Here is a 16,064-nt window from a genome sequence, read left to right as displayed (position 1 = left end):
AGCTTGTTTTATACTAGTTAGTATATCACTTTGAATTCTACTCTTCTGTTCTTTCTTCTGTTTTCTTCAGTACTATTATTAGCCACGGGGTTGCTTTCGCCACCCGCTTTAACAGTAAGCCTGTCTGTGGCAACACCATTTTTTATTAGGTATTGACTCACAATATCAGCCCTGTTTCCAGACAATTCATAATTTGTTTTTTCATCGCCCAGGTCACAAGTATACCCAGTTAATTCTATGTTAAAATGTTCTTTGTTTTTAAGTAAAGAAACTATCTTATCGAGAAATTCCTTTGATTCAGGTGTCAGCTGATCAGAGTTAAGTTCAAATTTTACAGTTTCTTCGAGTATTTTTTTCTCCTCAGGAGTTAATTCAGGGCTAGCTGTTACAGTATTGTCGCTATTCACCTGATCCCCTACACTTTCTTCAATAGTTTCTGTCTCTTGGGGAGAGTCATTATGGTCTTCCTCTGGTTGTTCTTCTTCCGTTTCGGGTTGCTCCACCTCTTCATCCACTTGTTCTTCTTCGATCGACTCACTGATCTCTTCTGTTGGTGTTTCTTCCTCTACTACATCGGGTTCTTCTTGAGTAGTTGTAGAGGTTTTTGCTGGAGGCGATATTTTTTGAGGTACATATGCTTTGGTCCTACGTTTTAGTCTGAATGAAATAGCAAGTTCAAAAGTACCGTTCTTACCGGTTTTCAATTCATCACCAACAGGAAGATCATAGCTAACGCCAACCGTAAATTTTGGCTGTTCATAAGCTATAGAGAATATCCCTAGGTCATTGGTGTTGTACCATAAGCCCAAGGCTATACCTTTCGGCCCTTCATCAGTGCTTTCGAGCTCATAGCCAAACCTTGACCCCAAATTAAAGAAATTATTATCCGCTTGGTTTACCCATCTTAAGGTAGGCATAACGGAAAATTTCATTCCCTGATAAACTCGGTAGCCTGCCGTAGCCTTCAGGCTCAATGGCAGGTTGTCGTCCTCCACGTCTGCAAAGGATATATTAGGTTCGGTAGCATTGAAAATAGATGCCCCTATAAAAGCTTTGTCTCTACCCGATTCATCACTTAGTTGGTAATATATCCCTCCACTCAGTGTCGGATAGCTCTTGCTTTGGTTTAATACAGCATCACCAGATACTATGGTAGGGTCAAAGGCACCATTTACAAACTGATCATCTGTAGTGAAATCCCCATCTGTTTTCCTTTGAAAATACCCGCCCTGTAAGCCCAGGCTTAAGGCGGAATAGGAGGAAATCTGGATGCTGTAGGCAACGCCTATTAGTCCTCCATTGGTACTGACAAAATCTGATGCCTGATCATTAAGGAAGTTACCTGCTATCACTAACTTGTGGTTTCCGATAAACACAGGATAGTAACCTGACAGTGATGAAGTACGGAAATTATCACCCGACTCTATGGCCTGATTTCTATAATTCAACATTAAGCGTGCATCCTTTACTGCTCCTATCTGTCCCGGATTGGTGAAAAATGGGGCGTAATGATACATAGAAAAGTTAGGCTCCTGTGCCTGAACGTTACTGAATAACATCAGTATCATTATAAACAGGATGGAAAATTTTTTAAAGAACATCATACTTATGTAATTATCATTTCTTGCTATAAAACTTATCATCTGGCTAAACGGATTATACCAGTGTTTTTACCATTAATTAATATTGGAGCTCCATTGGAGAAGCTTCCTCTTACTACCCAAACATAAGCCCCTTGAGGCTGTTTGGTCCCTTCATTGGTGCCATCCCATCCTGATTGGGTCAATTCTGCTATGCTATTGGAGCTATATACCAGATTGCCCTCCCTGTCAAAAATGCTTAGCTTAATCTCTGTTATATCGCCACCTCCGCGAAGCAAAAAGCGATCATTACTTTGATCATTGTTAGGACTGAATAGAGTAGGCAGGAAAAGTTCGTTAGGTAAAATCTCGAAAGTTCTTGTGACATCTTCTGCCGGTTCATAAAAGTCGTTTCCATCCTGGCTGGCTGTAACTGAAACTGTACCTACCCCTTCTATTATAACGGTGCCGTTTGATAGCGTGGCTACACCGGTAGCCGGCTGCGTAGTGATAGTAAAAGTAACAGGCTCTCCTGAATCACCACCGGTAGCCTGAAGTTGTACAGGCCCTTGACCCAGAGTTACGTCAGGAATTGCTGCAAAAGTGATAACCTGAGGTTGTTTTGCATCATTATCTATAATGGTATAGGTATGAACTGTAATAGCACCAAGTGCAGCATTGGAAGGGTTGCTCAAAGTGACCACAATTGTTTCATCTCCCTCAATAAGCAGATCATCCACTATGCCGGAGATGTTAATACTACCACTTTGGTTGCCGGCATTGATAGTAAATGTACCGTCCAGTAACATGTAATCCGTTCCATTGTTAGTGGCTGTGCCGCCTACTGTATAGTCAACGGTAACATTTTGAGCACTGGGTACAGACAGTTCTATTTGTAAACTGGCACTTGCTACAGATTCACTGCCGGTACTATTACTCGTACTGAACTGAATGCTTGCAGCCATTTTGTTGATATTATCTGTGGCTGGTGCTCCCACATTACCTGCAACATCGGTAAGGGTCACACTTAGGGTGATTGTACCATCCGGTAACCCGCTCAGGTCAATACCTGTAACCTGATCACTTGCTGATGCTATTGTTCCTGAACCCGTTATATTGGTACCGCCACCCGAACTGCTGAATGTAAAGTTGTAGGTAGCGCCTGTTTCAGCTCCGGCAAAGGTAAAGCTAACAGCATTTTGATTCCCTATGTTAATATCAGCTTGGTCTATGGTAACAGTATAGCCGGCAGGTGCAGTTTTATCCAGATTGAGTATCAGACTATTATCTGTCTGCTGATTGCTGGAGGCGTCAGTAGCAGTAAGAGGAACAGCAATAGCTGCACCCTCAACCATATTGCCCGACGCATCAACATCTGCGATAGTAACACTATAAGTACCATCGCCGTTGTCAGTCATGGCCGCAGTACCACTTAGTCCTGAGTTAATTACAGAAAGGTCTACGGTTACTGTTAGCCCTGATTCTCCAAGATCAGCTACTATGGTCAGGCTCTCGCCTGATCTGTATGAGTTATCACCTCCATTATCATCTACAGAGATAAATACCGGTGCTGAAGCGTCTTTATCCACCGTATCTGTTGCCGGAGATCCAGTGTTCCCGGCAGGGTCGGTAAGGGTTACAGATAGTGTAAGCGTACCATCTCCCAGTCCGCTCAGGTCAATTCCGGTAATCTGGTCAGAGGCAGAACCAACAATCCCTGTACCAGTCACATTTGTACCTCCGCCAGTGCTGCTGAAGGTATAGTTGTAAGTGGCTCCAACTTCGGCTCCTGCAAAGGTAAAGCTGGCTGTCGTCACATTGCCGGCATTAATGCTGGCCTGATCTATAGCAACTGTGTAGCCTGAAGGAGCTGTTTGATCTAATGTCGCAGAATTATCACTTACAACACTACCAGTATTACTACCTCCGTCTGTAAGTGATACTTGTACCGTTAGCACACCATCTGTTAGTGAGCTTACGTCTATCATCACTACCTGGGTGCTGCTGGACACTACCGTTGGGTTTGATACTGTGGCTGTGTTTCCATCGCCTGAACTGCTAACAGTATTGTTGATTGTGGAACCTATTTCTGCACCTGAAACCGTAAATGTTGCCGTTGGGGCTTCAGAAGCATTGATAAGGATATCATCCCAGGCTACAGAGTATCCTGAAGGAGGTCCTGCATCTTTGGTTTCTGTTGTAGTTGCATTTGAACCTGTATTTCCTACTCCATCGGTTAGGCTAATGGTAAGTGTTATGGTACCATCAGTAAGACCACTCAAATCATATCCGGCACCACTATTATTAAACTGTTCTGATGTAGAAGTAACGGTTTCTGTTCCGGACACCGGTGTACCTCCTCCATCGCTGGTAAAGGTATAATTCAGGGTAGTGCCGACTTCAAGTCCGGTAGCAGAAAATTCTATTATGGTCTGATTGACCGTATTGATTATGGTTTCCCCAAGAAGGTCAATGGAGACTGCGTACCCTGAAGGAATACCAGTGTCTTTAGTGATATTATCCGTAGCAGTCACACCTGTATTACCAGTGTTATCTGTTAAGGTGACTGATAGCGTAAGCGTACCATCGCCCAGGCCACTCACGTCTATTCCAGTGATTTGATCTGTAGCCGTACTAATGGTGCCTGAACCAGTAACATTGGTGCCTCCGCCTGAACTGCTAATAGTATAATTGTAGGTTGTACCAACTTCAGCTCCTGCAAAGGTGAAACTTATTGCTGTACTGTTGCCTGCATTTGCTGCTGCCTGGTCAAAAGCCACTGAGTATCCTGTAGGAGCAGAGGTGTCTTTTGTCTCTGTATCGGTGGCAGCGCTTCCCGTGTTTCCGTTGGTGTCTGTAAGGGTTACAGTAAGGGTAATTGTGCCATCACCCAGTCCGCTCAGGTCAATACCCGTAATCTGATCAGTAGCCGTAGCAATGATGCCTGAGCCTGTTACGTTCGTGCCGCCACCAGAGCTGCTGAAGATATAGTTGTAGGTAGCTCCAACTTCTGCTCCTGCAAAAGTAAAGCTTATCGCAGCCTGGTTCGTAGTATTTATGGGGCTTTGGTCTATCACTACTGAATATCCGGTAGGAGGTACGGTTTCTTTAGTCTCTGTATCAGTGGCAGCACTACCTGTATTGCCATTGCTGTCAGTAAGTGTTACTGTAAGTGTTATAGTACCGTCACCTAGTCCACTGAGGTCAATTCCGGAGATCTGGTCAATCGCTGTTGCAATAGTGCCTGAACCGGTTACGTTAGTGCCGCCACCAGAACTGCTAAATGTGTAGTTATAGGTGGCTCCTATTTCTGCCCCGGAAAAAGTATAGCTGACAGCGGTTTGGTTAACAGAGTTTATAGGACTTTGGTCTATTACTACTGAATATCCGGTAGGAGCAACAGTATCTTTAGTCTCAGTGTCAGTTGCAGCACTTCCTGTATTGCCGTTAGTGTCTGTTAGAGTTATGGTCAGGGTAACGGTTCCGTCTCCTAATCCGCTAAGATTAACACCCGTGATCTGGTCAGTGGCTGTAGCTATGGTACCTGAACCGGTTACATTCGTGCCACCGCCTGAACTGCTGAACGTGTAGTTATATGTAGCACCCACTTCTGCCCCGGCAAAAGTGAAGCTTACAGTACTTTGGTTAGCATTATTAATCGGGCTTTGATCTATCACTACAGAATATCCGACAGGAGCTGAGGTGTCTTTAGTTTCAGTATCTGTAGTAGGGGTTCCCGTATTGCCATTAGTATCGGTAAGTGTTACGGATAACGTTATAGTACCGTCACCGAGTCCGCTGAGGTTAATACCCGTGATCTGGTCAGTGGCGGTAGCTATGGTACCTGAACCGGTTACGTTCGTACCACCCCCTGAACTGCTGAACGTATAGTTATATGTAGCGCCCACTTCAGCTCCGGTAAAAGTGAAGCTTACAGCACTTTGGTTAGCATTATTGATCGGGCTTTGATCTATCACTACAGAATATCCGGTAGGAGGTACAGTTTCTTTTGTTTCTGTATCAGTAGCAGGGCTTCCAATATTTCCAATGGCATCGGTTAGGGTTACTGATAAGGTTATTGTACCATCACCGAGTCCGCTGAGGTTAATACCGGTGATCTGGTCAGTAGCTGTAACTATAGTCCCTGACCCGGCTACGTTAGTACCACCGCCAGAGCTGCTGAAGGTATAGTTGTAAGTAGTACCTGTTTCTGCACCTGCAAAAGTAAAGCTTACAGCGGTTTCGTTGCCCGAGTTGATTGGGCTTTGATCTATAGTGACTGAATATCCTGACGGTGCTGCTGTGTCTTTTGTTTTGGTATCGGTGGCAGGACTTCCTGTATTGCTATTAGTGTCAGTGAGCGTTACTGATAAGGTTATGGTACCATCGCCCAGTCCGCTAAGATCAATTCCTAAGATTTGATCTGTGGCAGTTACAATGGTGCCGGATCCTGTTACGTTCGTACCACCGCCTGAACTGCTTAAGGTGTAGTTATAAGTAGCTCCTGTTTCAGCTCCGGCAAAAGTGAAGCTTACTGCGGTCTCATTAGTCTGATTGATCGTGGATTGGTCTATAGCTGCAGAGTAACCGGAGGGAGCAGTACTGTCCTTTATCTCCGTATCCGTAGCCGGGCTTCCTGTATTGCCGCCTCCATCGGTGAGGGTAACAGAGAGTGTTATAGTACCATCGCCAAGCCCACTCAGGTTAATTCCGGTGATCTGGTCTGTTGCGGTTACTATCGTTCCTGATCCTGTTACGTTGGTACCACCACCTGAACTGCTGAAAGTGTAATTGTAAGTAGTACCTGTTTCCGCTCCTGCAAAAGTGAAACTTACCGCATTTTGATTGCCCGAGTTTATGGGGCTTTGATCTATAGTTACCGAATAGCCTGAAGGTACCGTAGTATCTTTGGTTTCTGTATCGGTTGCTGGGCTTCCTGTATTCCCGGCAGCGTCAGTAAGTGTTATTGATAAGGTTATTGTACCATCACCCAGTCCGCTGAGGTTGATGCCTGTGATTTGATCAGTAGCCGTAGTAATGGTGCCTGAGCCTGTAACATTAGTACCACCTCCACTGCTGCTAAATGTATAATTGTAAGTAGTGCCCACTTCTGCACCGGCAAAGGTGAAACTTACTGCATTTTCATTGCCTAGGTTAATACCTGCCTGATCGATGGATACTGTATAGCCTGTAGGGGCTGTGGTATCTTTAATTCCAGTATCGGTTGCCGGGGAACCTGTATTCCCAAATACGTCGGTGAGGGTAACAGAGAGTGTTATCGTGCCATCACCAAGACCGCTGAGATCGATCCCTGAGATTTGATCAGTGGCGGTAGCTATGGTACCTGATCCGGTCACATTAGTACCTCCGCCACTACTGCTAAATGTATAATTGTATGTAGCACCTACTTCTGCTCCTGCAAAAGTAAAACTGATGGCTGATTCATTACCCGTGTTAATTGGGTTTTGGTCTATAGATACTGAGTAGCCGGTCGGAGGAGCAGCATCTTCATCCGTAATGGTCAAAGTTACTTGTTGAACCCCATCTTCAGTTGCATTTGTAGGGGGATTCATGTCTATAATAACTGTTTCATCTCCTTCTTCAATACCATCAAACATTGAAGTTACTCTAATACTATCTCTTAATTCTCCCGGGCTTAGTGTAATAACTGATCCGGTAATTGAGTAGTCAGTACCACCCCCCATGGCTGTTCCACTGAAAAGCAAGGGTATGCTGACAGTAACTCCGGCCACGGCACTGATCTCGCCTATAATATATGCCTGTCCGCCACTTTCATCAGCTATGGGGTTATATGCAGGCCTTAACAGGAGTGAGGCTGTTGGTTGAGCATCGTCGTTTGTAATAGTATAGGTGACCTGCTGAGTGCCATTCTCAACCCCTCCGCTGGGTACATTGGCAATGTCTATTATAACCGTTTCGTTGCTCTCATAAAATGCGTCGTTAATATTATTTAATGCAATTGTGCCTGTCGTTGATCCGGCTGTTACGGTTATAGTCGAGCTGCTAGTGGTGTAGTCTACACTGTTTGTAGCAGTGCCGCTAAATCCCAGGTTTATAATTGTATTGACTCCATAAGCATTGGAAAGTGTCGCTGAAACCATTGTGGCAGTTGTTATGGCTTCTGATTTACTTGTTGGGCTAATTCCCAATGTTACCGTAGGTACAGCGCTGACGTTTAAAGTGGCGATGTAGTTGCCAGTGCTGTTTTCTGTTCCGTCATTAACCTCAAATTGGAAGGAGGTGTTGGTTGAACCGTTTTGAATGTATTGGAGATTGCCTGCGTCCAAATCAGCTTTACTTATCTGGTCGCTGACTGAAACTTCTTCACCGGCATCGTAGAGATCATCATTATCAGCATCTACATAAAGAGTTCCCGAACCGGGTATTGATTCTATGAGAACGTGGGATAAAACATCTCCATCGCTATCTGAGTACCCAAAGTCTGCGGTGGAGAAGGTATAGGTTAAGTTTTCATAGGGGCCGTTGGCGGCAGTAAAACTTGATGCAGTAGGAGCTGCATTGGGCGATGAGGCGGCTGCAATCAGGATCTCATCAACATTTAAGGTTACATTGCTGCCACCAAAACCGCTAAGTCTGATCTCATCGATATTATCAAAGTTTGTATTTGCCGACAGGTCTACTGTGGTGTATGTAGAGCTGGCTGTTGCATTAACAGATCCTATCGGTGTGCCATCTCTGTAACTCGTAATGGTATAAGTACCAGCGAACGAGAAAAACTGTACCCGATAGTTTTCAAAATTGAACTCCGAGCCATCATTGCTGCTGATATTGATAGTGCTGGTTGCCTGAACGAACATATTAACATTACTGGGCGCACTGGCACCATTATGGTTAATAGACCCGCTTCCTGTTCCATTGATGAAAAAATTCCAGCCCGCGACAGTACCACTACGAGGTAGCGCGCCAAAGGGGGCAATATTGACATTTGCACCATCAAAGGTCGTAATGCCAATAACAGGTTGGGCCATCAAAAAAGATACATTGACAGCGACCAAGCATGTTATAATTATCAAACTTTTAGTAAAATTTTCCTTCATTGATGTATGGGTTATTTCCTCAATTAATTTCTTCACAGAATCAAACTACTTTCTGCTTTTTCTTTTTTCTCTATTTGATAATTGGAGTTAAATTTTTCATTGGATTTAACTCCCAATGCTGCCAGCTTATGACCAGTAATGTATGCTTCCGGTGTTCTCAAAATATTGATCCTTAAAAAACGGTAGTCTGAGCAAAGCACAAATATGCCATTTTGACCATCCGCATGTACTATACTTCCCGGTGAGAGTAAAGCTGCATTAGAAACATCAGCCGGGCTTACTTCAAGAATCCTTACCATAGACCCTCTAAAATAGGTTATGGCACCTCCATATTTGGGGTTACTGGCGTTAACAAGGGCTTCTATACTATCGGCAGTTTGATTGGCCCAGTTGATCGTCAGGTCCTTAATGTCGGGTTTTTTCTTGCTTTGCCCTTCTGGTATTTTTTTAAAGTTGGATTCTGGCAGATTAAGTAAGGTTATGATTTTGTCTGCTAAAGAGGCTGATACCAAGCTCAACCTAGCCCCGAGCAGACCCCAGTTCTCACCTGGGTAGATCGGTACTTGCTCCTGATATACCTGATAGCCTTTGTCAAAAGACTCTGCCATCAGGTGGGCTGTAATATGGGCTACAGTCTGCTGTTCTTTGAGAACCCAAAAAAGTGGATCTGCACCACCATAATCAGGAAGTTGTCCAAAGTGGAAATTGACAACCCCTTTACTGGGTATAGTCAGTATTTCTTCAGGCAACAGGTAGGGAAAAGTCATGCAAAAAGCCAGGTCAGGGGATAACTCATTGAGCCAGTCTTTAAGAGTGCTTCGCAGCTCTTCTTTTCTAACACGGATTATAGGAATTTTGTTTTCTATGGCAAAAGCTTCGATATTTTCATTTTCATGATGAACTACAGAAGGTATGATAATACCCTGGAGTTTATTGGTTTTGGTGAGTTCCAGCAGCAAGGGTATACCCCAAGAGCTATTTGTAAATACCACTATCTTCATTACACTATCTTTTTTCTTTCTTCTTCATTTTTAGTAGAACATGTATGGATTTGTAAATGCTGCTTTTGTCATAGTCATTTCCTCTATTATTTCTTTCGGGATGTCATTTGCATCTACAGTAGAGCATACCTCAGATTGTTTTGTAGAGGATTGCCCTTTAAATATTTTTATATTACCCATAAGTTCATGGGTGTATTGATCTACGCTGAAAAATTCATCACCCAGCTGGAATGTAAACCCCTTCCATGCATTCAGTATATTAATGCTATCGTCCTTTGGAGCGTTTAGCTTTTGGGCTGCTTCATAGACCATAGCTCCGGAGCGATAGCCCAGTACATGAAAAAGATCCGGAGTGGTATCGAGGTACTCCTGTACGCCATTTATAAATGACGGATCGGAAGGTGTGAGAGTCCCTCCGGGAAATGCCCAGTATTTGTTTGCAGGGTTGTCGTGGTTATAAAAGGGGGTGATTACCATTTCATCGATACTCGAATCCAGCGTATCCACAAATTGATTTAACAGTGATGGTGGCAGAAATAGGGCAGGAGTTAGTCCTTCCAGACTTTTGATGCGGCTCTTAAATTCAATAATGAGATCCCCGACTTCATGAGCATTAAGATAAATTTCATTGTTGATATGGGCACCATTGGTCTGAAGGCCCACTCTAAAAGCTCTTAACGGGTCATAACCACTGTCATATAAAGAGGATATAAGTATCCAGTCCCTCTTGAAATTGCTGGCAAGATATTGTCCTAGATGAAAGTAGGATTGCCAAAACTGAAAGGTATTGAAATAGAGATTTTCTGGAATGGAGTCTGTTTTAATGGCGCCTTCCCCCAGGTTCGAAATTAAAACCGGTATTTCTACCTGACTTAGCATTTGGGCCAGTTCTACGGCAGTGGATGATCCCATGTGGCCGACAATGAGGTTGACCTGATCCTCAACCAAGAGCTTATGTGCTTTTTCATTGACCAAGGTGTTTGTGCCAAAGCCAATATCTTCTATGATCAGCTCAACTTTGCCTCGCTGAAATTTGTTTTCAAAAAGTGTGAAATAGAGCTTAATACCATTTACAAAATTAATCCTTGCTTTTGGATATTCTGTGGATTGAGGCATTAATACCCCCACTTTTATAGACTTTTGACTTTCCTTTTTTTCTAACATTAAAGTCAATATTTATAAATACAAAAAAAGGCCAGAAACTAACCTTATTTGTATTTCTCTTATTAATGATTTCAGTTATAATTTAGTTATATGGCTAGAACCTGTGAAGGTCATAGCCACATAATTAAGAAAGCATTAATTTCTTGATGGAAATATTCCCTGATAGCAAATTATAGGTAAAATACATGCCCATGGTTGCATATTTTCATGAGATAGATTTCCGCCAGTGTTTCCGATAGTTGTATTTATCGGATTGAAATTGATTCCGGTTATTTGTACGGCATCGCTTGCCATAGTTCCGTTGGCACTAGATTCGTAAATAGGAGCAGCCTGATCAACCCCTAAATAATTACCAGAAGGGTTGGTCCCGCTAGAGGAATTGGCGTTAACTCTTACAGTTGCTGTTGCACTATTCACCGTTGGGTTGCTTGTAATAGCAGTATGGTTATGACTTGGTATCTCAAGTATGTTTAATGTTACGGTTTGTGCGCCACCTTTTTGTCCGTTAGACCGAGGAGTTAACCCAGGGCCATATCCTGCGCCAATGGGAACACGTCCTCTAAGGTCAGGTAGTGCAAAAGTGGTTCTGCCATCACCACCGTAAAGAGTTCCTATCAAAGAAAAGAAAGCGGTGAATTGAGAAATAGCCAGTAGTCTTCCGTCACAAGGGAACCAGTTTCTGGGAGACCAGGTTGGTCCGAAATAACGAATCTCTGAAATAGTACCTTCCATAGTTTTTGTTTTTAGTTGAAATTGTTTTAAAAATTGGTCTTATATATTTTTTTATTTTAATTTGATATCAAAATTAATATAAAATGAATAAAATATTTTCTCATTATGAAACTGTCAAGAAAATAATTCTTGAGGATCTTGAAACCTGGGCGCCCAATAAGCCTCTGCTAGATGGAATCTGTGAATCCTGGGCAGGTAACCCATTGGTTTATGATAGGTCTCTCATAAGTTATAAGGGAAGCGAGCCAGTGTATGAGGTATGGAAAAAAGAATTCTTTTTACATGCTTTTGTATATGCTCATCTGTACAAAAACGGTTATACCGGTCAGACGATAGCCCAATCTTACCTGGGATTTAAAGAATTTAATCCTTGACGAGAATAATGACTATTTCAATGAACACCATCAGGTTAAAAATAGCTGGCCCATTTTTGGTCAAATAAAGGTTCAATGAAAGCACAACTATTAATTCTAATTGACTAAATATAGTTAAAATTAACAATTGGCATCACTACTTATTACTATTTTTTATTAAATTTAGTAATAGTTCATATGTAATAAATAATGTGTTTTAGTGTTGGTGGTTAGGTGTATTTATTTGATTGTCAGTTGGTATGTGATTTATTGAGTAGTAGAAGAAGTTGGAATTTGTGTAAGAAATTTGGGGTATTGTTAAAGTCTTGAAGTATTAATTAAGAATTATTAACCCGAATTACAGATGGTAATTCGATGCAGGTCATCAAAATATAATTGAAAAGTGAAATTTGAAACTGAAAAATTAAACCATTAACATCATGAGCAAACAATCGACAATCCTAAGCCTTACAGCTGCTAATTCTGTCAGGACTATAAATCCCGAAGGGGTTGGTAAGGAAATGGAGGAAAATGTATGGGATGTAAGTATAAGTGCCAATGGAACCATGTGGGCTGTTACTCTCGACCCTCTGGCTACAGAGCAAGAAGCTGGAGGAGGAGGAGTAGTAAAATACAAAGAACCTAAAGGTAAAAAATGGATTACACTGGAATCAGGCGGAGCTACTAAAATTGATGGTGGACCAAGCGGGTCAAAGGCTTACATCATTAATAATAAAGGGGAGGTGTGGCAGTTGGAAATCAAGAAAGAGCCAAAACAGTTGGCCGGCGAGGGTTTTGCCAGAGAGATCAGTTCAGGTGCTGATGGTACCGTATGGGTGATAAGTAATGAACCTGTACATGGGGGGGGATTAGTGCAGTATCTTGATGGTGATCATTGGATTAAGGTGCCAGGAGAGATAGGAGGTAGCAAAATTACCGGCACACCCGATGGGAAAGCACTGATTGTGAATGTTAATGGCATGATCGCTACTGTAACTAAAGATGGTGGTTTTGAGCAAATGACTGGTGATGGTTTTGCAAAGGAAGTTAGCGTAGCGCCTGATGGCTCTATCTGGATAGTTAGCAATGAACCCTCTGAGGATGGAGGAAATAAAGTTTCTTACCAACCTGCCGGTGGAGGAGCCTGGCAGGATGTAGAAGGCGGTGCTGTAATATTGGATGCCGGGTTTGCCCTATAATAAAATATTGAATTGCAAAGACCGTCTCCAAGTTTTCTGGAGGCGGTTTTTTGTTGCATTTAGCTGCAGGTCTTTCCGGAATAGTAAGTGTGTCCCCTGTCTTCCCAGCATTTAAACCCTATTTTAATATTTACAATTTTCCAATGACCATTCAGTTTTTTGAGTTCTATGATTCTTTTTTCCCAGGAAACGGAATCGTCAAGGGTTCCTTCGTGGGTTAAAACTAGTAATAAAACCTTCTGAACTCTTGACCTGTTCAATGACCAGCCTTGATGAACCTTCGGTTTGGTGAAAAGGAAATAGTGTTCTTACGATGGAGACCGGATCATTTGTCCAGCTCATTTGTGCCTCTAAGCCTTGGGATATTCTATCATTAAAGGCTTTAAAGTCTTCTGCAATAAAACTATCAGGATCATCTCTGTTATTACAACAGGATAAAAAAGTGATCATGGAAACATAAACAAGTGTTTTCAGGCTTTTCATACTGTATAAAGTTCTTAATATCAGGCATAATGTCAATTAAACTTCTCTTGCTGATAGCGGATTGGGGTATAAGATAGTCTTTACAAAGCTTTTTCGGTTAAAGTAGGCCCAGATTCATGGTGCCAATGGGTAAACATTACGATTGAAAACTTAGAATATTGTAGAGCCACTCTGCATCAATAGTCTTGCAATATCTCACTCCCAAAATCGGCCTGCCTGATAACCTGACATAAATCAGTTTTCTCGCTAATTCTCATCATGTTGCTCAGGAGAGGCTATAGGTACCTTCGTGATTGATAATTAATTTATAACCAGATAGCTTATGGAACTCGAAAAATTCAGCTATGACAATAAGATCGTAAAGTATTTTATCATAGCTACAGTTATTTTCGGAGTGGTTGGTATGTTAGTAGGACTAACGGCAGCCATTCAACTTTTTTACCCCATTTTTAATTTTGATACGGCTTATACCACTTTTGGTCGTATTCGTCCACTTCATACCAATGCGGTCATATTTGCCTTTGTTGGTAACGCCATTTTCGCAGGGGTATATTATTCGATGCAGCGCTTGTTGAAGACAAGAATGTTCTCGGATGCCCTAAGCTGGATTAATTTTTGGGGATGGCAACTGATCATACTAGCGGCAGCGATCTCCCTTCCTATGGGTTTTACCACGTCCAAGGAGTATGCAGAGCTGGAGTGGCCAATCGATATTGCCATCACATTAATATGGGTGGTTTTTGGTATCAACATGATCGGTACTATACTGAAACGTAGAGAGAAGCACATGTATGTGGCCATTTGGTTTTACATAGCTACCTTTGTAACAGTAGCCGTGCTGCATGTTGTTAACTCTTTTGAACTACCTGTTAGTTTTATGAAGAGTTACAGTTGGTATGCAGGTGTACAGGATGCGTTGGTTCAATGGTGGTATGGGCACAATGCTGTAGCTTTCTTCCTTACTACGCCGTTTTTGGGTTTAATGTATTATTTTCTTCCTAAAGCTGCTAACCGACCAGTTTACTCATATAAATTATCCATTATTCACTTCTGGTCATTGATCTTCATATATATATGGGCCGGACCTCACCACTTGCTTTATTCTGCACTCCCTGACTGGGCGCAGTCATTAGGTGTTGTATTTTCTGTTATGCTAATTGCTCCAAGCTGGGGGGGGATGCTTAATGGATTACTTACCCTTAGAGGTGCCTGGGATAAGGTTCGTGAAGATCCTATTTTGAAATTCATGGTAGTGGCAGTTACTGCATATGGTATGTCTACCTTCGAAGGCCCTATGCTTTCATTGAAGAATGTCAATGCCATTGCTCATTTTACCGACTGGATTGTGGCACACGTACACGTTGGTGGGTTGGGTTGGAATGGTTTCCTTACTTTTGGTATGCTTTACTGGATGGTACCAAGAATGTGGAATACAAAACTACACTCTGTTAGGCTTGCCAATATCCACTTCTGGATTGGTACTCTGGGGATCATTTTCTATGCATTACCACTATACGTGGCGGGTATTACTCAAAGCTTGATGTGGAAAGAATTTAATCCAGAAGGTTTCCTTGAGTATAAAAATTTCCTGGAAACAGTAGTACAGATTTTACCTATGTATATGTTGAGAGCTGTTGGTGGGTCTCTTTATCTCACGGGTGTGTTTATTATGACCTACAACCTCGTTAAGACTGCTAAAAGTGGAAGTTTTGAGGCTAATGAGGCCGCTGAAGCAGCTCCATTGGAAAAACACAAAAAACATGTGGGTGGCCACTGGCATAGTGTGTTGGAAAGAAAACCTGTACTCTTCACAATATTTACTACAGTAGCTATTGTAATAGGTGGTGTAATTGAAATGGTGCCTACATTCCTGATCAAGAGCAATGTGCCAACTATAAGCAGTGTTAAACCATACTCTCCTTTGGAACTCCATGGTCGAGACCTGTACGTCAGAGAGGGTTGTGTGAGTTGTCACTCACAAATGATCAGACCTTTTAGATCGGAGACTGAGCGCTATGGTGAATATTCAAAAGCTGGAGAGTTTGTATATGATCACCCATTCCTTTGGGGATCAAAACGTACCGGTCCTGATTTGCACAGAGTGGGAGGTAAGTATCCTGATAGCTGGCACTACTATCATATGCTGGACCCCGCAGCAGTTTCTGCCGGTTCAATTATGCCTCCATACCCATGGTTGTTTGAAAGTGTTATAGATATACAGACCACCGCCGATAAGGTGAGTGCCATGAGAATACTGGGAGTACCATATGAAGAGGGGTATGAAGAGATAGCTAATGAGGAGTTGATGGCTCAGGCGCAGCAGATAGCCAAAAACCTGAAAGAGCAGGATGGTATTGAAGTTATGCCTGAAACAGAGATCGTAGCCTTAATTGCTTATTTACAGCGATTAGGAACAGATATTAAAGTGAAGACAGAATCACAGAGTTCTAAGTTAGAATCATCAAACCAATAA

At 42.4% G+C, this 16,064-nt stretch carries 9 protein-coding genes; 3 read left to right on the top strand and 6 right to left on the bottom strand.

Translation table 11 applies throughout. The features are described 5' to 3' along the window. Positions 1–17 precede the first annotated feature (17 nt). The 5 genes from JMN32_RS23870 to JMN32_RS23850 form a co-directional block, all read right to left on the bottom strand. On the bottom strand, positions 18–1,643 hold the full coding sequence (locus JMN32_RS23870; protein WP_202858901.1) for a PorP/SprF family type IX secretion system membrane protein: 1,626 nt from the start codon (positions 1,641–1,643) through the stop codon (positions 18–20). Next, on the bottom strand, positions 1,640–8,659 hold the full coding sequence (locus JMN32_RS23865; protein WP_202858900.1) for a Calx-beta domain-containing protein: 7,020 nt from the start codon (positions 8,657–8,659) through the stop codon (positions 1,640–1,642). The genes JMN32_RS23870 and JMN32_RS23865 overlap by 4 nt, the downstream gene beginning before the upstream one ends. Before the next feature lie 32 nt (positions 8,660–8,691). Next, entirely contained in the window at positions 8,692–9,660 is a 969-nt protein-coding gene (locus tag JMN32_RS23860) for a methionyl-tRNA formyltransferase (RefSeq protein WP_202858899.1), read from the bottom strand. 30 nt (positions 9,661–9,690) lie between these two features. Next, complete coding sequence (locus JMN32_RS23855) at positions 9,691–10,824, bottom strand: ABC transporter substrate-binding protein (protein WP_202858898.1); 1,134 nt, start codon at positions 10,822–10,824, stop codon at positions 9,691–9,693. 135 nt (positions 10,825–10,959) lie between these two features. Further along, positions 10,960–11,556 (bottom strand): phage tail protein, encoded by a 597-nt coding sequence (locus JMN32_RS23850; protein ID WP_202858897.1) that lies wholly within the window; start codon positions 11,554–11,556, stop codon positions 10,960–10,962. 83 nt (positions 11,557–11,639) lie between these two features. Between JMN32_RS23850 and JMN32_RS23845 the strand changes: the two genes are divergently transcribed. Then, on the top strand, positions 11,640–11,930 hold the full coding sequence (locus JMN32_RS23845) for a hypothetical protein (protein ID WP_202858896.1): 291 nt from the start codon (positions 11,640–11,642) through the stop codon (positions 11,928–11,930). Positions 11,931–12,349: 419 nt separating this feature from the next. Next, on the top strand, positions 12,350–13,108 hold the full coding sequence (locus tag JMN32_RS23840) for a hypothetical protein (RefSeq protein ID WP_202858895.1): 759 nt from the start codon (positions 12,350–12,352) through the stop codon (positions 13,106–13,108). A 198-nt stretch (positions 13,109–13,306) separates the two neighbouring features. Here JMN32_RS23840 and JMN32_RS23835 read toward each other — a convergent pair whose 3' ends face one another. Beyond that, on the bottom strand, positions 13,307–13,591 hold the full coding sequence (locus tag JMN32_RS23835; RefSeq protein ID WP_202858894.1) for a hypothetical protein: 285 nt from the start codon (positions 13,589–13,591) through the stop codon (positions 13,307–13,309). Between the two features lie 322 nt (positions 13,592–13,913). Here JMN32_RS23835 and ccoN point away from each other — a divergent pair, with 322 nt between their 5' ends. After that, positions 13,914–16,064 carry a cytochrome-c oxidase, cbb3-type subunit I gene (gene ccoN, locus JMN32_RS23830; RefSeq protein ID WP_202858893.1) on the top strand — a complete coding sequence of 717 codons (2,151 nt, stop codon included), beginning with the start codon at positions 13,914–13,916 and terminating at the stop codon, positions 16,062–16,064.

The sequence above is a fragment of the Fulvivirga marina genome, assembly GCF_016775155.1.
GTDB classification, from domain to species: domain Bacteria; phylum Bacteroidota; class Bacteroidia; order Cytophagales; family Cyclobacteriaceae; genus Fulvivirga; species Fulvivirga marina.
This window is presented reverse-complemented; position numbering and strand designations above follow the sequence as displayed.